At 71.9% G+C, this 20554-nt stretch carries 12 protein-coding genes; 4 read left to right on the forward strand and 8 right to left on the reverse strand.

Translation table 11 applies throughout. The features are described from left to right. Positions 1-321 precede the first annotated feature (321 nt). Together OG403_RS32370 and OG403_RS32375 are read left to right on the forward strand one after the other, a co-directional pair. Positions 322-2625, forward strand: a complete 2304-nt coding sequence (locus OG403_RS32370; RefSeq protein WP_329570705.1) for a molybdopterin cofactor-binding domain-containing protein — start codon at positions 322-324, stop codon at positions 2623-2625. Between the two features lie 11 nt (positions 2626-2636). Beyond that, a complete protein-coding gene (locus OG403_RS32375) occupies positions 2637-3113 on the forward strand; it encodes a (2Fe-2S)-binding protein (protein ID WP_329570706.1) in 477 nt (158 codons plus the stop codon). A 36-nt stretch (positions 3114-3149) separates the two neighbouring features. Here the strand turns inward: OG403_RS32375 and OG403_RS32380 are convergent, their stop codons facing one another. From OG403_RS32380 to OG403_RS32395, 4 genes are all read right to left on the reverse strand, one after another. Next, positions 3150-3626 carry a nucleotide triphosphate diphosphatase NUDT15 gene (locus OG403_RS32380; RefSeq protein ID WP_329570708.1) on the reverse strand — a complete coding sequence of 159 codons (477 nt, stop codon included), beginning with the start codon at positions 3624-3626 and terminating at the stop codon, positions 3150-3152. Continuing rightward, positions 3620-5209, reverse strand: coding sequence for an SDR family NAD(P)-dependent oxidoreductase (locus OG403_RS32385; protein ID WP_329570710.1), 1590 nt, complete (start codon positions 5207-5209; stop codon positions 3620-3622). Before OG403_RS32385 ends, OG403_RS32380 begins: the two co-directional genes overlap by 7 nt. 215 nt (positions 5210-5424) lie before the next feature. Then, complete coding sequence (locus OG403_RS32390; RefSeq protein WP_329570712.1) at positions 5425-6078, reverse strand: class I SAM-dependent methyltransferase; 654 nt, start codon at positions 6076-6078, stop codon at positions 5425-5427. 11 nt (positions 6079-6089) lie between these two features. Further along, positions 6090-6470, reverse strand: a complete 381-nt coding sequence (locus tag OG403_RS32395; protein ID WP_329570714.1) for a hypothetical protein — start codon at positions 6468-6470, stop codon at positions 6090-6092. 277 nt (positions 6471-6747) lie between these two features. On the opposite strand from OG403_RS32395, the gene OG403_RS32400 reads away from it, so the two are divergent. Continuing rightward, complete coding sequence (locus tag OG403_RS32400) at positions 6748-7716, forward strand: 2-hydroxyacid dehydrogenase (RefSeq protein WP_329570715.1); 969 nt, start codon at positions 6748-6750, stop codon at positions 7714-7716. A 20-nt stretch (positions 7717-7736) separates the two neighbouring features. Here the strand turns inward: OG403_RS32400 and OG403_RS32405 are convergent, their stop codons facing one another. Both OG403_RS32405 and OG403_RS32410 read right to left on the reverse strand, forming a co-directional pair. Beyond that, complete coding sequence (locus OG403_RS32405) at positions 7737-8027, reverse strand: muconolactone Delta-isomerase family protein (RefSeq protein ID WP_329570717.1); 291 nt, start codon at positions 8025-8027, stop codon at positions 7737-7739. 123 nt (positions 8028-8150) lie between these two features. Then, positions 8151-8795 (reverse strand): aspartate/glutamate racemase family protein, encoded by a 645-nt coding sequence (locus OG403_RS32410; protein WP_329570718.1) that lies wholly within the window; start codon positions 8793-8795, stop codon positions 8151-8153. Between the two features lie 268 nt (positions 8796-9063). Between OG403_RS32410 and OG403_RS32415 the strand changes: the two genes are divergently transcribed. Further along, complete coding sequence (locus tag OG403_RS32415; protein WP_329570720.1) at positions 9064-9927, forward strand: metallophosphoesterase family protein; 864 nt, start codon at positions 9064-9066, stop codon at positions 9925-9927. 84 nt (positions 9928-10011) lie between these two features. Here the strand turns inward: OG403_RS32415 and OG403_RS32420 are convergent, their stop codons facing one another. After that, positions 10012-10419 carry a hypothetical protein gene (locus OG403_RS32420; protein ID WP_329570721.1) on the reverse strand — a complete coding sequence of 136 codons (408 nt, stop codon included), beginning with the start codon at positions 10417-10419 and terminating at the stop codon, positions 10012-10014. Between the two features lie 5 nt (positions 10420-10424). Beyond that, entirely contained in the window at positions 10425-20237 is a 9813-nt protein-coding gene (locus OG403_RS32425) for a LamG-like jellyroll fold domain-containing protein (RefSeq protein WP_329570723.1), read from the reverse strand. Positions 20238-20554 lie beyond the last annotated feature (317 nt).

Raw genomic sequence — 20554 nt, forward strand, 5'->3', positions numbered from 1 at the left:
GTGATGCCCGGCCACCGGGACCGTACACGGTCCGGCGGCCGGGCTCGCTCGTTCACCGATCCGGCTGATCGCCCTCGGTGGCCGGTCGATCACCAGGGGGCATCGAAGGCGGTCGGCCGCGCCGCTGGTGGCAGTCCAGGCCCGTCCAGGCCCGTCCGTGCCCCTCCGGCACGCGCCCCGTTCGATCGCGGCGGTCCGTCCGTGCCACCCGCTCCACGCCGTTCCGTCCCCGCAGCTCACGGGTGCAGGGCCGGGTGACAGCGCCCGGCCGCGATGTGGCAGGCTCGCGCTTCGTGACCATGTCAGGGGAGAGGACAGTTGATGGGTGATCAGGATCAGTCACTGGGGCGGCGGAGGTTCCTGGGCTATGTGCTCGCGGCCTCCACCCTCACGGTGGCGGCCCAGCTCGGCGAGGTGGCGGCGCCGGAGCGGGCCGAGGCGGCGATCCCCTCGCTGCCCGAGCCGGCCGAGGTGTACGACCTGAACGATCTGCTCACGGACGCGGCGCTGCCCACCGCGAACCTGATCAGCATCCAGCTGAACACCGACGGCACCGCCTCCTTCGCACTGCCGCGCGCCGAGGTCGGCCAGGGCGTGACCACCTCCAGCGCGATGCTGATCGCCGAGGAACTGGACCTGCCGCTGAGCCAGGTCCAGGTCACCCTCGCCGACGCCCGCCCCGAACTGGTCTTCAACCAACTGACCGGCGGCTCGAACACCACCATCTCCACCTACACCCCGATCCGGGTGGCCGCCGCGATCGCCCGCCAGCGGCTGCTGCAGGCGGCGGCGGCCCAGCTCGGGGTCCCGATCTCGACGCTGACCACCAGCGCCGGTGTGGTGAACTCGGCGAGCGGTGCGAGCATCGGCTACGGCGCGCTGGCGGTGGCCGCCGCGAGCCAGACCACCGTGCAGGTCTCGGTCGGCCTCAAGCCGGCCGCGCAGTTCAGCGTCATCGGCACGCCGCAGAGCCGGATCGACGCGCTGGACGCGGTGACCGGGCGCAAGCAGTTCGCCATGGACCTGAGCGTGCCCGGCGCGCTGCCGACCATGGTCTGCCGCCCGCCGACGATCAACGGCACCGTCCAGTCGGTGCAGAACCTGGCCGCCGTGCAGGCGATGCCGGGCATCACCGACGTGGTGACCGTCGCCACCGGCGTCGCGGTGCGCGGCCAGACCTTCGGGCAGTGCATCGACGCCGTCCGCGCCCTGCAAGTGACCTGGGGACCCGGTACCGTCGAGGGAGCCTCTGACGCCAGCGTGCAGCAGGAGCTGCTGGCCGCCGAACTCCCGCTGGTGGTGCCGCCGCTGCCGCTGCTCACCCAGGCCGTGGACGCCCGGTTCACCTTCCACTTCGCCAGCAACAGCGCGTTGGAGCCGAACTGCGCGATCGCCGACGTGCGGCCCGGCCGGGCGGAGATCTGGGGTGCGCTGAAGGCGCCGATCGTCGCGCAGGAGACCATCGGGGCGGCGCTCGGCCTGCTGCCCGGCGCGGTCACCGTGCATGTCACCCAGGGCGGCGGTTCGTTCGGCCGCAAGCTCTTCCACGACGCCGCCATCGAGGCCGCGTTGATCTCCCAGGCGATCGGCAAGCCGGTCAAGCTGATGTGGCACCGGACCGACGACTTCCGCCAGGGCCGCAGCCACCCGATGGCGACCTCCCGGGTGCGCGCCACCTACTCGCTGGGCAACGTGGTCAGCTTCGAGCAGCGGCACACCTCGATCGGCACCGACTTCGGGCACGGTCTGGGCGAGATCATCACCTCGCTGGCCGCGAAGCTGCCGGTCGGCAACCTCGGCTTCTCCGAGGTGATGTTCGAACTCACCCAGCAGACGCCCTACGAGTTCGGCGTCACCACGCAGTTGCTGAACGAGGTCGATCACGGGTTCAACACCGGCAGCATGCGCGGCATCTACTCGCCCAACGTGCGCTGCGCGCAGGAGCTGATGGTCGACCAGCTCGCGGCGGCGATGGGCCAGGACGCCTACCAGTTCCGCCGCCAGTTCCTCAAGGACGACCGCGCGAGGGCGGTCCTCGACCAGGTGGCGCAGGCGGGCGAGTGGGGACGGACGATGCCGGCCGGCACCGCGCAGGGGATCGCCCTGCACCCCGAATACCACGGCTTCGTGGCCGTGCTGGCCGAGATCGACTGCACGCCCGCCACGGTCGGACGGCAGGTGCCGGACGCCTGGACCGGACCGCGGGTCACCAAGGTCGTCTGCGCCGTCGATGTCGGACTCGCCGTCAACCCGCGCGGCCTGGAGGCGCAGATGATGGGCGGCATCATGGACGGCATCGCCGTCGCCCTGACCGCCGGCCTGCACCTGGAGAACGGTATGTTCCAGGAGGGCAGTTGGGACAACTACTTCTACACCCGGCAGTGGAACACGCCGCCCGAGCTGCAGATCATCGTGATGCCGCCGACCACCGGAGTCCCGGGCGGTGCGGGCGAGTTGGCGGTGGCCGGGGCGATGGCCGCGGTGGCCTGCGCGTACGGCCGGGCCACCGGCACCATGCCGACCACCTTCCCGATCAACTTCACCGCCCCGCTCGGCTTCGTCCCGCTGCCCGCCGAGCCGCCGATCCCGCAGTCCCCGACCGACGGCCTCAGCCGCGCCTACTAGGAGTAGAACCCGTGCCCCAACACACCTTCATCCTCAACGGCACGCAGGTCACCGCCGAGGTCGATGACGACGTGCGGCTGCTCTGGGTGCTGCGCGACGTGCTCGGCGTCACCGGCCCCAAGTACGGCTGCGGCCTCGGCGTCTGCCAGGCCTGCACCAGCCACATCAACGGCCAGGCCTTCAACCCCTGCTCGGTGCCGGTCAGCGCGGTGCAGGCGACCGACCAGATCACCACCATCGAGGGCCTGCCCGCCACCGTCGGCAAGGACCTGCACCCCATGCAGCAGGCCTGGCTGGACTTCGACGTGGCCCAGTGCGGCTACTGCCAGCCCGGCCAGATCATGGCGGCCGTCGCCAAGGTGCGCCAGGCCCGCGCGGCCGGTCACGAGATCGGTGAGGCCGACTTCGACGAGATCCGCAACATCTGCCGCTGCGGCACCTACTACCGGATCCGGGAGGCGATCACGGCGGCGGCCAAGGAGTTCTGACGGACGGTCAGACGGCACGTCCGGCCGGGCTGTCGACTACAGCCCGGCCGTCGTGCGGTAGTTGAAGACGCCGGACGGCAGCGGGGCCGGGTCGGGCAGCCAGTGCGCCAGCACCCAGGCGGACGGCGCGAACAGCGGCGCCGGCAGCTCGTCCAGCGCGAACCGCTGCCAGCCCCCGCAGTTGTCCGGCTCGGTGACCTCGGCCACCGCGTCGCTCGGCGGGGCGAGCACGGCGGCGGTCAGCCGGGGGCGGCCGTCCAGGTGGTCGAGGACCACGCCGAGCACCCGCATCCGCTCGGCGGGCAGCTCGATCCCGGTCTCCTCGGCCAGCTCGCGGGCCGCGGCCTGCTCGAAGGACTCGCCGGGGTGGTCCACCTTGCCGCCGGGCAGGCTCCAGGTCCGCGGCTCGCCCGGGGTGGTGCGGCGGCCCAGCAGGACGCCGCGCCCGTCCGGGGTGGGGACGATCACCCCGGCGCCGATCAGCGGGCGGCCGGGCGCCGCCGGTGTCACCATGCGGCCGGCTCGAAGTCCTTCAGGAAGCAGCCGTGCAGGTCCTCGCCCTGCTCGCCGCGGATGATCGGGTCGTAGACCCGGGCCGCGCCGTCCACCAGGTCCAGCGGGGCGTGGAAGCCCTCGTCGGCGAGCCGCATCTTGTCCGGGTGCGGGCGCTCGTCGGTGATCCAGCCGGTGTCCACGGCGGTCATCAGGATGCCGTCCGTCTCCAGCATCTCCTTGGCGCTGGTGCGGGTGAGCATGTTGAGCGCGGCCTTGGCCATGTTGGTGTGCGGGTGGCCCGCGCCCTTGTAGCCGCGGCTGAACTGGCCCTCCATCGCGGAGACGTTCACCACGTACTTGCGTCGTGCCGAGGCGGCGGCGAGCGCCGGGCGCAGGCGGCTGACCAGGATGAACGGCGCGGTGGAGTTGCAGAGCTGCACCTCCAGCAGCTCGATCGGGTCGACCTCGTTGACGGTCTGCACCCAGCTGTTGGAGTCGGCCAGGTCCGGCACCAGGCCGCCCGCGTCGATCGCGGTGCCGGCCTCGATCCGGGCCGGCGAGGCCGAACCGGAGACCAGCGCGAGCGCCGTCACCTGCTGGGCGGTGAGCGCCTCGCGCTCGCCGCTCGCCTGCCCGGGGAGCGCGGGCCGGTCGACGCTGCCGCTGCCGAAGACGCCGATCACCTCGCTGGCGGGCAGCTGCCCGGTGGGCAGCGGCGCGGACTCGGCGGCGACCAGCTCGGCGTAGGCGGCGGGGGAGCGGCGCACGGTCTGCGCGGCGTTGTTGATCAGGATGTCCAGCGGGCCCTCGGCGGCCACCGAGTCGGCCAGCGCGACCACCTGGGCGGGGTCGCGCAGGTCGATGCCGACGATCTTCAGGCGGTGCAGCCAGTCCGCGCTGTCCGGCATCTCCTTGAAGCGGCGGATCGCGTCCTTCGGGAACCGGGTGGTGATGGTGGTGTGCGCGCCGTCACGCAGCAGGCGCAGCGCGATGTACATCCCGATCTTGGCGCGACCGCCGGTGAGCAGCGCCCGACGGCCCGTCAGGTCGGTCGTCGCGTCCCGGCGGGCCCGGCTGGAGCGGGCGCAGGACGGGCAGAGCTGGTGGTAGAAGGCGTCCACCTCGACGTAGCGGGTCTTGCAGATGTAGCAGGAGCGCGGGCGCTGCAGGACGCCGGCGATCTCGGTGGTGGTGGGGGTGCTCAGGCCGAAGACACCGGCGGTCTCGTCGTCGATCCGGCCCGGCGCGCCGGTCGCGGTGCGGGCGGTCACGGCGCGGTCGTTCGCGGTCTTCGCGGCGCGGTACTCCTGGCGGCGGCGCTGCTTCACGGTGCGGAAGATGCCCGCGACGGCCTGGCGCACGGTGATCGCGTCCGGGTGGTCGACCGGGAGGTCGTCCAGCTCGGCGAGCACGTCGAGGCAGAGGCGCAGCCGCTCGGCGTCGATGCCGGGGCCGTACTCGATCTCTTCCTCGGGGGCGCCGGGGGCGGGAGCGGGAGCGGTTGCCGTGCCGGGGGCCGTCTGGGCCGTCTCCTGGGCGGCCGGCGTCGGATCGCCGATCGGCCCCTGCCGGTCGTGCCGCTGCGCCTCTGCCGTCGTCATGCTGTTGCCGCTTCCTTGATCGCCGATGTGGGGGATGTACCCCGTGAACTGTACGGAGTGGGCGGGGGTGGGCCAAACGGCGTGGGTGTCCGGCGGACGGATGACAGATGACGGAATCTGTCATCCGACAGCTGTCGGCTGCTATCAGCCCGCTGACAGCGGTCCAACGGCCCCGCGCCGCCACACCCGCCCAGGCCCGCCCCCCGCCGCTCGCGCTACCCCCGCGCCGGCTTCTCCGCCAGCAGGTGGGCCTGCGGCACCTTCTCTTGCCCGGACGGCTCACGCACCAGCCGGGCCGTCACGGTGAAGCCGGCCTGGCCCAGCAGTTCGGTGATCCGCTCCGGTGTCCAGCGCAGGAAGTCGAGGGAGACCGGCAGCGTGGGCCACTCCACCTGCCGGACCTCGCCGCCGGACTGGAACGCGAGCAGCAGTTGACCACCCGGCGCCAGCACCCGGTGGAACTCCGCGAGCACCAGCGGCAGCCGGTCCGCAGGCGTGTGGATGATCGAGTACCACGCGAGGACGCCGCCCAGCGAGGCGTCCGCGAGGTCCAGCCCGGTCATCGAGCCCACCTCGAACCGCAGGTCGGGGTAGGTCCGCCGGCCCTGCGCGATCATCCCGGGCGAGAGGTCGACGCCGAAGGCGTCCACCCCGAGGGAGGCCAGGTACGCCGTCACCCGCCCCTGGCCGCAGCCGAGGTCCGCGACCGGCCCCAGGTCCGCCGCCCGGACCTGCTCGGCGAAGGCACCGAGCAGCGCCCGGCCGAGCACATTGGTGTCGAGCTCGTTGCCGAAGCGCTCGGCGTAGTCGGCGGCGACGGTGTCGTAGAAGGTCCGCGTGGCGCTCTGATTCGTCGGATCATCGGTCATGGGGCAGCAGACTACTGCGGCTCCGCAGCAGGGCGTTGGGGGCCGCGGAGCCTGGCCACGAACTCGTCGGTGAGGACGGTGCAGCTGCAGAAGACGCCTGTGCACGGGGTGCCGGCCTCGGCGCCGTAGGGGCCCAGACCGGCCATCAGCCGCAGGACCTCCGCGCGCTCCGTCGCGAGCAGGGCGGGGAGCGTCGCGCAGGGCGGCAACTGCCGCCAGACGGCCGGATCATCGACCACATCGCCGATGACCCGCGCGTCGACGAAGAAGGTGTAGAGCGGGTGCTCGGGAAAGTCGTTGAGTCGCAGCACCCACCAGCGTCCGTCCACACGGGCCGCGTAGCTGAAGACGCCGGTGCCCGTGTCCTGCCAGCCGGCCTCCGGGGGCGGCACGGGGAGCGGAATCACGCCGGGGCCAATTCGGCTGCTGCGCGGGCGAATCCGGCTCGGAAGCGGACCGCGCCGACGTGCGGGTGACCCCCGCGTTCGCGGACGTGGCGGCTCACGCGCCGGCCCAGCCGGTGCCGCCTCGGTTCCGGTGGGTTCATCGGCACGCGCCCATCCTGCCCGATACGGCGTCGGGCGGCCACGGTCCTCGGCGCCGCGGCCCGGACGTCCCACCGGCCCTGGCGTGGGCCGCGCCCGCGCACGGTCGGTAGATTCAGCACCCATGAGCCCTGAGACCGCCGCCCAGCCGTCCGACCCCGTGGTGCTGCTGCCGTACCCGGCGGCGGAGATCCCCGGACTGCCGAGCGGGCTGGAGCTGCACACCTTCGACGGCACCGCCTGCGACGGCCGGCCCGGCCCGCCGCCGGGCGAGCTGCTGGCGCGGGTCGAGTTGCTGGTCGTCCCGTACCTGCGGACCGACACGGTGCTGCCGCTGCTGCCCGCGATGGAGCGGCTGCGGGTGGTGCAGACGCAGACCGCCGGCGTGGACGACATCCTCGGGCACGTGCCGCCCGGCGCCCTGCTCTGCAACGCCCGCGGGGTGCACGACGCGAGCACCGCCGAGCTGGCGGTGACGCTCACGCTGGCCGCGCTGCGCGACATCCCGGGCTTCGTCCGGGGTCAGGACGCGGAGGAGTGGCGGGCCGGCTTCTACCCGGCGCTCGCGGACCGGACCGTGCTGATCGTCGGCTACGGCTCGGTCGGCGCGGCGATCGAGGACCGGCTGCGGCCCTTCGAGTGCGAGGTGCTGCGGGTGGCCCGCAGCGCCCGCACGGCGCCCGCCGGACCGGTGCGGGCGCTCGCCGACCTGCCCGAACTGCTGCCTCTGGCAGACGTGGTGATCCTGGCCGTGCCGCTCTCGCCCGCCACCAGGGGCCTGGTGGACAGCGCCTTCCTCGGCGCGATGCGGGACGGCGCCCTGCTGGTCAACGTCGCGCGCGGCCCCGTCGTGGTGACGGACGCGCTGCTCGCCGAGCTGACGGCGGGGCGGCTGCGGGCGGCACTGGACGTGACCGACCCCGAGCCGCTGCCGGCCGGCCACCCGCTCTGGCACGCACCCGGTGTGCTGATCACCCCGCACGTCGGCGGCAGCTCCTCCGCCTTCCTGCCGCGCGCCCGGCGGCTGATCGGCGCCCAGCTGAGCCGCTTCGCCAAGGGCGAGCCGCTGGCGAACGTGATGCCGAGGGGCTGACCCGCTGCCCAGGCGGTGCGCTACCGCCCCGGGTCGCTCGGGTGCGGGGAGAGCGGCGTCACCGTGTCGCGTCGCCACACCCGCAGCGGCATCGACGCCAGGACCTGCTCCAACTGCTCCGCATCGGCCGCGCTGAACAGGCCCCAGGTGCGCCATTCACCGGGCGCGAGCGGCGGCCGCCACAGGCGCAGCAGGCTGCCCTGCGCGGCCAGTTCCCGTGACCGGGCCGCCTCGCGGGCGCGGAGGTCGGCCACGGCCTGCTCGGTGGTGCCGGCTGGGACGGTGGTCACCATGTCGACCAGGAACTCCATGGGCGGCTCTCCTCAACGCGTAGGTGCGACCCGGGAAACAGGACAACGACGACAGTAGTGGCGGCCCCGGCGTGTCGGTGCTCACGCGCGAACGTGGCGCGGCGATCGCGGCACTGGCTGCCCTCAGGCCGGGTCGACCCCCGCGAGTCGCAGCGCACGCCGCACGGCCGGCCGCGGGCTGCTGAGCACCGGGACGGGCAACTCGCCTAGCAGGTCGAGCGCGGGGGCCATCGAGGCCTGGGCGAGCACGACTACGTCCACCCCGTCGCCCCCGACCGCCGCGCGGATCCGCTGCGCCACGGCGGCGTGGTAGCCGGCCAGGTCGCCGGCCTCGAACAGCGCCCAGGCGCCGGGACAGGGCAGCGACCGCAGGCCGGCGGCGTCGGCTCCCGCCTCGATGAGCAGCGCGCGGGTCGGAGCCAGGGTGGACTCGACGGCGTGCAGCACGCCGATCCGCGGGTAGCGGGCGGCCTGTTCGGCCATCGGGCGGTCGATCCGCAGCACCTCCGGTGCCGGCTGTTCCGCCAGTTGCTCCGCCGTGCCGCCGATGGTGGAGCAGGTGCAGACGATCACCTCGGCGCCGGCCCCGGCCAGCTCACCGAGCCGCGCGCGCAGCCGGTCCGCGTACGGGCGCCCGGCGCGGGCGTCGGCGAGCAGCGATTCGTCGACCAGGTGACGCTCCATCGCCTGTGGCGCGAGCTCGGTGAGCAGGTCGTGGAAGGCCGGCGGGTGGACGGGCGAGGTGTGCAGGAAGCCGATGGTCACCATGGCGCCCATGGTCCCGTACCCGGGCGGACCGACCGCGGTGGGATCCCGGTTCCGGCAGGGCCGCGGGCACCCGCCGCCCGTCGATTCGATCTCGTACGACCCGGATCTCGCACAACACCTGAGAGATCGGGGGCGGTCATGGAGAATGAGCGAGTTGTGGAGAACGACCGGCGGGGCGGTCAGGGCAGCCCCGGTGGTCCGTACACCCGCCGGCTGCCCGCCGCACTCCTCGGGGTGCACAGCCGGCTGTGCTGAAGGAGACAGCGGCTTGACCGGCACCTTGTTCGCGATCAGTGACCTGCACGTGGGGTACAAGGAGAACCGCGAGTTCGTCGAGCGGCTCCAACCCGCCTCGCCGCAGGACTGGCTGATCGTGGCCGGCGACGTCAGCGAGCGGTTCAGCGACATCGAGTGGACCCTGCGGACCCTGCGCGAGCGCTACGCCGAGGTGATCTGGGCGCCGGGCAACCACGAGTTGTGGACACCGAACGACGACCCGGTCCAACTGCGCGGCGAGCACCGCTACCAGGCGCTGGTCGAGCTCTGCCGCGGCCTGGACGTCCGCACGCCGGAGGATCCGCACCTGGTCTGGCGCGGCGCCGGCGGGCCGGTCACCGTGGTGCCGCTCTTCGTGCTGTACGACTACACCTTCCGGCCGCCGGGCACCCACACCAAGGAGCAGGGGCTGGCCTACGCCCGGGGCACCGGGATCGTCTGCACCGACGAGATGCTGCTGCACCCCGACCCGTACGCCAGCCTGGACGAGTGGTGCGAGGCGCGGATCGCGGCGACCGAGCGGCGGCTGGCCGACCTCGACCCGACGCTGCCGACCGTGCTGATCAACCACTTCCCGCTGCGCCGCGAGCCGACGCTGGTGCTGCGCTACCCGGAGTTCGCGCAGTGGTGCGGAACCGAGCGCACCGCCGACTGGCACCTGAAGTACCGTGCGGCGGTCGCGGTCTACGGACACCTGCACATTCCCCGGACGATGTGGATCGACGACATCCGCTTCGAGGAGGTCTCGGTGGGCTACCCGCGCGAGTGGCGGCGCACCGGCAGCGGGCCGAAGGGGCCCCGCCCGGTCTTCCCGGACGCGGTGCCGGGGGCGGCGGCCGAGGCGCCCACGGCCTGAGGCCGGAAACGGCCGCGCGGTACGGCACCAGCGATGCTGGCGCCGTACCGCGCGGCCTGGTTTCAGCTTTTCAGTTCACGCAAGTCACGCACTGGCCGCGTACGCGTATCCGTCCCGGCGAAGTGCGTCCACCACGGCCGCCACCTCGACGGCGGTGCCGAGGGTTCCGCCGGATTTCGACTCCCTGAATTTGGCCAGCGCCTCGCCCGGGGAATAGCCGAACACCTCCCGCAGCCGCCGAACCGCGGCGACACTGCCGTCCCGGCCTTCGGTCAGCTGGATACCGACCGCGCCGAACTTGGCCAGCAGGCCCTGCCGGAGCGCCTCCGGTCCGGGGCCGGTCCCGTGGTCGTCGCTCACGGTGCCGCAGTTCGGGCACTCCCACTCGATGAACCAGCCGACCTTCTGGGAGCGGAGCTCCTGGCCCTGCCAGCCGGTCACTTCGTGGCCGCACGAGGTGCAGACCTGCGGATATTCGAATGCGCGCTCCATCAATGTCACTCCCATCCACGCATTCCGAGGTACCTGTTGACCGTATAGTAGAACTTTTCGGACGTACCACTGCCGTCGCGCGGGTGATGGCCGGTCAGGCCGCGAGCGAACCAGCGGTGATGCAGCTCCTCGTGCGCGATGGTCCGACGGAGTTCCAGTCGGCTCTCGAACGGAACTCGTCCGATCTGGGTACCCGTACGCGGTCGCGCCATGCCCGAGTAGACCGTGGGGCTGTATTCCGGGGTGTGCGTGAAGCGGAGATGCTGGAAGTCCTCCTTCAGCACCGCGCTGAGGACCCGCCGCCGGGCACGGGAGGCCTTGCCGGTCGCGTTCTTCATCTGCTCCGGAGTGGCCCACTTGTTCCGGGAGCCCGAGCCCGCGTGCTCGTCGGAGACGTGTCCGACGGACGTGGACCGGCCGAACCGGCCTTCGCCGCGGAAGAGCGCGCCGCTCAATCGGCGTGCTCCGCCCCCGATGTGCCTGGAGAGCCTGCCGAGCACGTACCCGGTGGCCACATCCGTGAAGGCCCGCCGGTAGTGGCCGTGGTAGACGTCGCTGGACACGTGGTAGGCGTAGATGCCGGTGTTGATCGCCCGGGCACCGCGGCCGATCGCGCCCGCGATCCGGGCTCCCCGGCTGGCCACCGAGGCGGCCCGCAGGGCGATGGCGCCCTCGCCGACGGCGGGGATGTACGAGGCGACCGCGAGCGCGGCCCTGGCGCAGCTGCCCCAGCCCGGGTGGGTGGCGCAGTTGACCACGTCGGCGGCGCCGGAGACCTGGTAGACGAAGTTCGCGCCGGTCTTCAGCGCGCCCATCGGGTTGTGGACCACGCTCGACGCGGTGCTCGCGACGAAGTGTCCGGCCTTCTTCAGCCAGCCGGGCCAGTGGCCGTCGGGGTCGGTGAAGGCCAGCGGGTCGCCGTCGGCGTAGGCGTAGCGGTCCTGCGCGATGCTCGGGTTGGGGTCCGACCACCACGGGTCCATGCCCTGGACCGCGTAGCGGTCGGGCAGGTCCGAGACGGCGTGGTCGGGGCTGTAGCTGTCCCGGGAGATGAAGTTGCTGGTCGACGGGTCGTACCAGCGGGACAGCATGTCGACCTTGCCGGTGGTCGGATCCGTGAAGTCCGACTGGAAACCGAGCAGGTGCCTGGTGCCCGAGGTGGCGATGGTGTTGCCGAGCGGGTCGAACGCCGCGGAGTCGGTCAGCGTGCCGCCGGCCGCGGTGAAGGTGCCGACCAGGTCGTCGTGCTGGTCGGTGACGGCCGCGGTCTGAACCCCGCCCTCGGTGATCCCGGTGATCACGCCGCCGGGGTCGCGCGAGTAGCTGGCGGCGCCGTCCGAGGCGACCTCGTCGCCGATCCCGGAGTAGGCCAGCGTGGTCGTCGGGCCGGTGCCCGCGCCCGTGCCGGTGCCGGTCCCGCTGCCGGTCCCGCCGCTGGGGCCGGTGGTCACCAGCCGGTCCAGCGCGTCGTAGTCGTAGCCCTGCGCGCCGTCCGTCTTCAGCCGGTCGAACGCGTCGAACTGCATGACCTCGGTGGTCTGCGAGCCGTTCGGCGTCTTCCCGGACATGGTGCCGCGCGCGGTGTAGGTGTAGCTCGCGGTGCCGTCCGAGATCAGCCGGTTGCGGGCGTCGTAGCTGAGGTTCTGCGCTCCGATCTGGGTGCGGTTGCCGGACGCGTCGTAGGCGTACGGGACGGTTGTGGTCCCGTTGCTCCACGAGGTCAGGCGACCGGCGGTGTCGTAGGTGTAGCTGTTCGCCGCGGCGCCCGCGTAACCGGTGGTGGTCTTGGCGGTCAGCTGGTCGTCGAGGTTGTAGCCGTACGCGATCGAGGCGACGGTCGCGCCGGCCGCGGTGGTGACCGTGTCGCTGGTCATCCGGTGCAGCGCGTCGTAGCCGAAGCTGCGGGTGTTGCCGCCGGTCCCGTAGCCGATGGTGACGGGCTGCGAGTCCTTGTCGTAGCTGTAGCCGGCGGTGGCACCGGAGGCCGGGTCGGCCATGGTGGCCAGGCGTCCGGCCTGGTCGTAGCTGTAGCTGGCGGTGCCGGAGGCGTCGGTCCTGGTGGTGGTCTTCCCCTCGCCGTCGTAGCCGAAGGAGGACGTGCCGGAGGGGCCGGCGGCCGCGAGCAGCTGGCCGCGGTCGTTGTAGCTGAAGGTGTCGTTGCCGCCGGTCGCCCCGGCGGAGGTGATCCGGCCCATCAGGTCGTAGCCGAAGGTGTGGTCACTGGTGGCGCTCTCGGCGCCGGTGCCGGTCTCCTTGGTCAGCCGGCCGAGCTGGTCGTAGCTGCGGGTGCGGGTGACGCCGCCCGGCTCCGCGAGGGTGACGGCCTGTCCGGCCGCGTCGTAGCTCGTGGTCCAGGTGCGGTCGGCCGCGTTCGGGTAGGCCGTGGTGGCCGGTTCGACCTGGGACTCGGGCAGGTTCCAGCTGTTGTAGGTGGTCAGGAAGTTGTTGCCGCGGCCGTCGGTGTAGCGGGTGCGGTTGCCGACCGCGTCGTAGCCGAAGGAGGTGGTGATGGTCGAGCCGGGCGCGGTCGTCTCGGTCTCGGTCAGCAGGTGGTGGTCGGAGTCGTAGGTGTAGCCGGCGATGGCGCCCAGCGCCGAGGTCGCCGACGTGACGTTGCCCGCCGGGTCGTAGGCCAGGGCGCGGGTGCGCAGGACCTTTCCGGTGCTGTCGAAGTCGTTGACCGCGGTGATCCGGCCGGCCGGGTCGTAGACCGTGCTCTGCCCGGTGCCGGACGGGTCGGTGTTCGTCACCGGGCGCCCGAGGGCGTCGTAGGCGATGGCCGTGGTGTTCCCGTAGGCGTCGCTCTGGCTGGTCCGCTCGTGGTCGAGGTCGTAGCCGTAGCCGGTGACCACCCCGGTCGGGGAGGTCTGCGAGACCAGGTCGTCGGTCGCGTTGTACGCCAGCGTGGTGGTGTACGCGGCGGCCACCGGGGAGCGCTCGAGCTGGGTCTGGGTCAGCTTGCGGCCGAGGAAGTCGTAGGTGGCCTGCTGCGCCGCGCCGGTCGGGTCGGTCTGCGAGAGCTGCTCGCCGACCGCGTCGTAGCCGTAGTGCCAGACACCGCCGCTGGTCGCGCTTCCCACGGCCGGCTCGGTCTTGCTGACGTCGCGGCCGAGCTGGTCGTAGACCGAGCTGGTGATGTGGCCCAACTGGTCGGTGTGCGATATCAGTTGGTTGAGCTTGTCGTAGCTGTCGGCGGTCGAGGCGGTGATCGGGGTGGTGCTGCCCGGCGCCGTGTAGTTCGGCTCGACGGTGCCGGTCAGGTTGCCCACCGCGTCGTAGCTGCTGTAGGTGGTGTTCCCGTTCTCGTCGGAGCGCGAGGTCGGGTCGCCGAACGTGTCGTAGCCGACGGACTCGAACGGCGAGGCCGTGACGGCGGTGCCGCCCACCGCCTCGACGGGGCGGGACGGCTCGGTGACGTAGGCCTGGCGGCCCTGCGCGTCGTACTGGTAGTCGGTCTCGTTCCCGTTCGGGTCCCGCTCGGCGGCGGTCAGGCCGCGTTGGTCACGGGTCCAGGTGGTGGTCAGGTTGCCGCTCGCGCCGTCGTGGACGGTCTCGGTCAGCTCCCGGCCCATCGGGTCGTAGGTGTAGTCGGTCTGGGCGGTCAGCGCGCCGGTCGAGTCGGTCCTGGCGACCGAGGTCTCGTGGTCGTCCGCGTCGTAACTGGTCGACGTGGTGCGCCAGATCGGCTGGCTGTTCGCGCCGAGGCCGACCTTGACGGCCTCGGTGGTGACCCGCTGCGCGGCGTCGACCGTGTAGCTGGTCAGCGTCTCGCCGTCCGCCAGGTCGGTGAGCCGGTCGCCGGCGCCGTCGTAGCTGAAGGCGTGCAGCTGGATCGTGTTGGCGGCGGTGCCGTCGGAGCGCTGCTCGGTCCGGGGCAGGTCGTCGTCGAAGTAGGTGTAGGAGGTGACCCGGCCCATCGCGTCGGTGTCCGAGGCGAGGCGGCCGGCGGGGTCGTACGCCTTGGAGTCCAGCACCAGGTCGGCGGCCGGGGAGGGCGCGGTCGGGTCGCCGGTGAAGCCCTTGAGCGTGCTGGTCAGCAACTCGCCGCGGGGGGAGTAGGCGTAGGCGATCGTGGTGCCGTTGGCGTCGGTCTTGGACGACCGGTTGCCGTAGGCGTCGTAGCCGTAGGACTCGCTGTGCCCGTTGGCGTCGGTCTGGGTGGCCAGCTGGCCGAGCGGGTTGTACGCGTACGTCTCGGTCCGGGGGGCGTCCTTGCCGGTCAGGTCGGACTTGGCCTCGGTGAGCAGGTTCTCGTCCGGGTCGTAGCTGTACGAGGTCTGCTCGGTGTGCACCGTGCCGGTGACCCGGTCGGTGACCGGCGGCTCGGTCTCGGTGAGGAACTTGCCGTCGCCGTCGTAAGTGACCGAGGTGGTCAGGCCGTTCGGCGCGGAGACCGCGTCGTAGACGGTGTGGCCGGTCAGCCGGCCGAGCTGGTCGTAGCTGTACTTGGTGACCAGGCCCGCCGGGTCGGTGACCTGCGCGAGGTCGCCGTTGTGGAAGTAGCCGTAAGTCGCCTTCGCACCGCCCGCGGTGGTCTTGCTCGCGAGCAGCCCGGGCGGGACGGTGCCGGAGTCGGCGGCCGCCTCGGTGCCGGCGGTGTACGTGGTGGTGGCCACCCGTCCGGTGCCGTTGGTGTAGGGCGGCGTGGTGGTGGCGATCACCCGGCCGGCCGCGTCCAGGTCGTTGTGCGTCCAGTAGGTGTTGTCGCTCGCCGAGGCGGAACGGCCGTCCCGGGTGTCGGTCACCGCGTCGTTGCGGGGATCGACCGGGTTCGCGGCGTTCAGGTAGTAACTGTGGTAGCTGGTCGAGCAGATCTGGTGCGCGCGGTCCTGGCAGCTGGTCTCGCTGACCACGTTGCCGCGGGCGTCGTGCCCCTCGATCCTGGTGTTGCCGTTCGGGTCGGTGACGGTGGCCTGGAAGCCGCCGGTGTCGTACCCGTAGCTGGTGGTGGCGCCGAGCGCGTCGGTGGACGAGATCATCCGGCCGCCGTTGTTCGGGTCGTAGGCCGAGGAGACCGTCTTCCCGCTCGGGTCGGTCACCGTCGCGGTGGTCAGCGGCGCCAACTTGCCGGAGGCGTAGGCCTGGAAGTGGTTGGCCACGTCGGCGGCGGTCAACTGGTGGTTGAAGAAGGCGAACTCGCTGATCGCGCCCTTGAAGTGGCCTGCGTGGTCACTCGGTTGGTCGGGCCAGCTGCCCGCGATCAGGCCGGCGCCCAGGTAGACGTTGGTCATGCCCCAGTTGGCCTGGCTGACCGTGCCGGTCTTCGAGCCGACCTGGGCGCCGTCCAGGTAGAGCGCCTGGCCGGCGCCGGTCGCGTCGGTGGAGAGCACCACGTGGTGCCACTTGCCGTCGGTCACCGAGCCGGGAGAGCTCATCGCGTTCCCGTTGCCGTCCCAGAACTCGCCCTGCAGCTTGCCGTCGCCGCCCACGTACAGCGCGGGGGTGTAGGAGTACTGCGGGCCGTTCGGGTCGGTGACCAGCTGCGCCTGGTAGGAGAAGAGCACGCCGCCCGGGGTCGTGGTGTTGAACCAGAGCTCCAGCGCGGACGGGCCGCTGTTCGGCACCAGGCCGCTGGGCAGCGCCGTCCACGAGGAGGCGCCGTCGAAGGAGGCGGCGGTGATGTCGCTCGCGGCGTACGGGCCCGGGGTGCCGAGCGTGACCTTGTTGTAGTTGCCGTACGCGGTGCCCAGCTGGTTCGCCGCGTCCGACCCGGCGGTGTCGGCCAGCCGCCAGTAGCCCTGCGGCGCCGAGCCCATCACGGCCGACCGGTAGACGCCGGAAGAACCGGTCACCGTCGGGGTGTTGAGCTGCCAGACGCCGCCGTTGGCGTCGGTGGTCCGGATGACCCGGTCGGCCGAGGTGTCGTAGGAGATCTGGGCGTGCACCGCGCCGGAGGGCTCGGTGACCTTGGTCAGCAGCGCGTTGGCGGCGGTGCGGCCGCTCTGGTTGTGCGCGGCGGCGGTGGCGGCGCCGACCGGGTGGCTGTAGAAGGCGACGTCGGAGATCTGACCGTTGAAGTAGCGCTCGCCGGCGCTCTGACCGGCGCCGAGCCAGTCGCCACTGGAGAAGCCGGCGCCGACGTAGGCGATCGGCTGGGCGGAGTTGGCGATGGTGCCGGCCAGCGTGCCGACCTGGGTGCCGTCCAGGTACAGCGTCTGGGTGTTCTGCGCGCCGGAGAGCAGCACGTGGTGCCAGTTGCCGTCGTTGACCGGGTTCGCCGAGGTGATCGGCTGCGCCGCGCCCTGCCAGAACTCGCCGCGCAGCTTGCCGTCCGGGCCCAGGTACAGGGCCGGGGTCCAACTGGTCGCGGGCGTACCGAGCGTGGTGTTCTGGTACGAGAGCAGCGGGCCACCCGCGGTGGTCGTCCTGAACCAGAGCTCGACGGCCAGGCTCGAGGTGGACGAGAGCAGGTTGTCCGGCAGCCGGACCGAGGAGTTGGTGCCGTTGAAGCCGGCCGCGGTGGCCGGCGAGCCGGCGATCGGGCCGCCCTGACCGAGCGTCACATTGCTGTAGGTGGCGTTGTCGTTGCCCTCGTTGAGCGTGACGCTGCTCGCGGCGGTGCTGCCGGCGGCCTCGTTCAGCCGCCAGTAGGACTGCGGTCCGGCGTCCAGCACCGCGGTCTTGTAGTGCGAGCCGCCGGTGTAGGCGTACGTGGTGCAGGCCGTGCCGGAGGTCGGCGGGCAGACCGAAGTCAGCTGGTCGCCGGTGTAGTTGTAGAGGTAGGTCAGATCGGTGTTCTGGTCGGCGCCGGAGACCGGGTCGGTGAAGACCCGCGACACGTGCGGGAAGCCCGCGCCGCTCGGCGTGGACCAGTTGAAGTGCAGCACCCGGCCGCTGGTCGCGCTGGTGACGCCGCTCAGCAGGCCGTTGCCGTCATAGGCCAGCGTGTTGGCCCGGCCGTCGGAGTCCTTGACCTGGCTGAGCTGGAAGGCGTTCACGTTCGCGGCCGTGACCGTGAAGGTGTAGGCGGTGCCGCCCTTCTCGGTCAGCGTGAACGAGGTGACGGCGTTGTTGGCGCCACTCTGCGCGGTCAGCGTGGCGTAGGTGCCCTGCGGCGGCGCGTAGGAGGCACACGGCGGGCCGGTGCTCGGGCTGCTGCTCGGGTTGCAGCCGAACCGGATCTGCCGGCCGTCCACGTCGGTGATCACGACGTTGTTCGAGCCGTCGTCGTCGATCACCGCCCGCATGTCCAGCGGGGAGATCCAGCCGGCGCCGAACATGCCGTTGCTGCGCGGGTCGAGGCTGTTGTACGTGCGGTGCACGTCCAGCGCCGGGCCCGCGGTGGCCACGGTGGAGTCGGCGGCATCGGTGGTGAAGTTGCCGCTCTGCGGGTCGAAGCCGCGACCGGCCGGGTTCTCGGTCAGGTGCGAGGTGATCTGCGGCTGGCCGACGGCGGTGTTGAAGTAGCCCTGGACGAACGGGCCGGCGGTGGCGTTGCCGTCGGAGATCCAGACCTGCCAGAAGTAGCTCTGGCCCCAGGCGAGTTTGCCGGTCGGGACCGGCCAGCTGGTGGCGGTGGCCAGGCTGCCGGAGTCGAAGCAGCCGGTCGGCGCGGTCGGAGTGCCGCCGCAGACGCCGAACTTGTAGCTCAGCCCGGTGCCCGGCCAGTTGTCCGGGTCGTGCCCGGTGGCGAACAGCGTCGGGGTGAGCGTCGGCTCGGAGGCGTTGTTCGGCGGGTAGGAACTGTCCACCTGCGGCGGGATGTTGTTGATGGTGTACGACCAGCAGGCATTGTGCCCGCCGACGTCGCTGAACGCGTAGAAGCCGCGCTTCTCCATCTCCCAGCAGAGCGTGTAGGTGCCGGGCGGCAGCGCGGGGCTGATCGCCTCCAGCTTCACCGACTGGTTCGGCCCGACGTTGTTCGGCAGCGAGACGCTCGAACCCCAGCCGACCAGCGAGCCGTCCGCGCGGTAGGTGCGCGAGCCGAGCGCGTAGGAGCCGTTGCCGCTGCCCGACGCCCAGGTGTTGGACGAGGTGTTGGTGACCGTGACGGCGATCTGGCCCTGCTGGATGTGCGAGGGCGCGAAGTCCCAGGTGGACGCGAAGTTGAAGCTCGCGTCGTCCGGGGCGTAGGTGATGTCCAGGAACGGCGGGTTCGAGCCGGAGGCGGTCGAGTTGAACCGCTTCCAGTGGTTCACGTCGTTCGCCGAACCGTACAGCAGGAAGCCGTTGTTGGTGCCGCCGTGGGTCCAGGACGTCACCTGGCCGATGCCGGTGGCGTTCAGCGGGATCCGCTCCCACTGCGAACCGCCGCAGCCCGTGCCGGTGCCGCCGGTGAACGAGGCCGAGCCGGACTGGGCGGCCGGGTAGCCGACGCCGGGCCAGCCCTGCGAGGTGCCCAGGTTCCAGCCGCCGGTGATCGCCTTGACGTCCACCTCGGCGGCCGTGGCGCAGTAACCGGACCAGGTGGTGTACAGGTTGACCCCGCCGCTGATCACCGAGGCGTTGGCGATCGAGGTCTGCACCGGAAACCGGACGTACGAGGCCGAGGCGTGCGAGCCGTCGTAGTCGCCGACCTTGAGGTCGGAGTTGCTGGAGCTGCTGGCGATGTTGGTCTGACCGCTGATCAGGTTGTTCTCGAAGAACGCCGTGGTGTCGGCGGTGGTGTTCGCCGAGGACGGGTCGACCTTGACCGGGAAGACCCGGGCCGGGTTCCGCAGCCAGGACGCGTCGACGGTGACCTGGAGCGCCTTGCCGCCGTGGTCGTCGACGATCGCGTAGTGCACGCCGTCCGAGAACGCGCCCTCGCCCGAGCGCGGGTCGATGTCGGCGTCGGTCATGGTGCCCGCCGGGACGGTCACCTTGACGGTGCCGGCGGCGTCCAGGAAGACCGCGTCGCCGTTGGCGGCGATCTTCGGGGTCAGGCCGGGGGCGGTGATCGGGAAGGTCCAGACCGTGGGCGCGTCCGTGCCGTTCAGGACGATGGTCTCCTTGAAGCCCTCGTCCACGGTCTTCAGGTCCAGATCCGCGTCCGGGCGGGCGCCGGGGAAGACCACCTCGTTGCCGGCGACCCGGCCGGTAGCCGCGGTGGCGTCGTCCAGGCCGAAGGAGACCCGGTCGGTGCCGTCGCCGCTGATCGACATCAGCTGCGGGTCGTTCGCGCTGGTGGCGAACTCGACGTCCTGGGAGTCGGCCTTCTTGGTCAGCTTGGGGCTGCTGTCGGGGCTGCTGTCGGGGACGCCGCCGGTGGCGCCGCTGGAGTCGCTCGCGGGCCGCGCGGCCATGGCGAGCGCGCGCGGTGCGGCGGCCGGCCTGGCGCCCGCAGTGGCGGTGGCGCCGGTACTCGGGGCGGCGGCCGGCTTGGTGGACGGGACCAGGGTCGAGTCGATGTCCGACCAGGTGCCGTCCGGGTTGGGGTACGAGACCCGGCCGGCGTAGGTGCGCACGGTCTGGGTGCCGTCCGGGTTGCGGAAGACCTTCTCGTGGTCGTCGCGCCGGCCGGTGTCCTCGACGCTCTTGCCGGCGTCGAAGCCGGAGAGCGCGGACTTGCCGGGCTCACTGCCAGGCGCGGTCCGCACGTTGCCCGAGCGGTCCACCAGGAACGGGTCGGCGACCCGGTCCTTCGGCGTGAACGGCGCTAGCTGGCCGGGGGCGGTGCCCGGGCCGTGGCCCGGCTGCGGACCGGTGCCGGTGCCGCGGGTGGTGTCCGAGGGGACCAGGTGCGACTTTCCGGCGGCCGAGCCGGACTGCTGCTCGGGGGTGGGCACCTTGGTGGTGTCCACCCGCTTGCCCGCTGCTGCTGCCATGGCCTTGGCCGGCGTCGGTATCGCCTCGGCGGCGCCGGTCGCCAGCGTGAAGCTGACCGCGAGCGTGGTCAAGGACGCTGTCCAGCGCAGTAGTTGTCGTCGCCTGCCGGCGGCTGGGGGTGTCCCTAGAGGTGGGCGCACTATCCACTCCGTAGATAAAGATCTGATAAGAGCCGGAGAGTTGTACCAATGCGCCGGTGGGCGGGTCTACTACGTGAGCGGATACGAACGATGCCTGTGGTGGCAGGGATTCATGGTCCTTAAATATGACTGGGAGTCAGAGGCTGATTCCTGAAAGGTCTTTGAGAAAAGGTGGTGTGGTGTGGATTCTGAGGGGGAACTGTGTCTTCCGCCATGCTCTAAGCTCTGCTCGGCCCGCGCGGACGCGG

Origin of the sequence: Kitasatospora sp. NBC_01266, from assembly GCF_036242395.1 — a bacterium.
Lineage (GTDB): Bacteria > Actinomycetota > Actinomycetes > Streptomycetales > Streptomycetaceae > Kitasatospora.

Bases quoted from the DNA above. Each gene is read 5' to 3' on its own strand.
- OG403_RS32370 (WP_329570705.1), top strand. From the start codon at position 322: ATGGGTGATCAGGATCAGTCACTGGGGCGGCGGAGGTTCCTGGGCTAT.
- OG403_RS32380 (WP_329570708.1), bottom strand. From the start codon at position 3,626: ATGGTGACACCGGCGGCGCCCGGCCGCCCGCTGATCGGCGCCGGGGTG.
- OG403_RS32385 (WP_329570710.1), bottom strand. From the start codon at position 5,209: ATGACGACGGCAGAGGCGCAGCGGCACGACCGGCAGGGGCCGATCGGC.
- OG403_RS32390 (WP_329570712.1), bottom strand. From the start codon at position 6,078: ATGACCGATGATCCGACGAATCAGAGCGCCACGCGGACCTTCTACGAC.
- OG403_RS32400 (WP_329570715.1), top strand. From the start codon at position 6,748: ATGAGCCCTGAGACCGCCGCCCAGCCGTCCGACCCCGTGGTGCTGCTG.
- OG403_RS32405 (WP_329570717.1), bottom strand. From the start codon at position 8,027: ATGGAGTTCCTGGTCGACATGGTGACCACCGTCCCAGCCGGCACCACC.
- OG403_RS32410 (WP_329570718.1), bottom strand. From the start codon at position 8,795: ATGGTGACCATCGGCTTCCTGCACACCTCGCCCGTCCACCCGCCGGCC.
- OG403_RS32420 (WP_329570721.1), bottom strand. From the start codon at position 10,419: ATGGAGCGCGCATTCGAATATCCGCAGGTCTGCACCTCGTGCGGCCAC.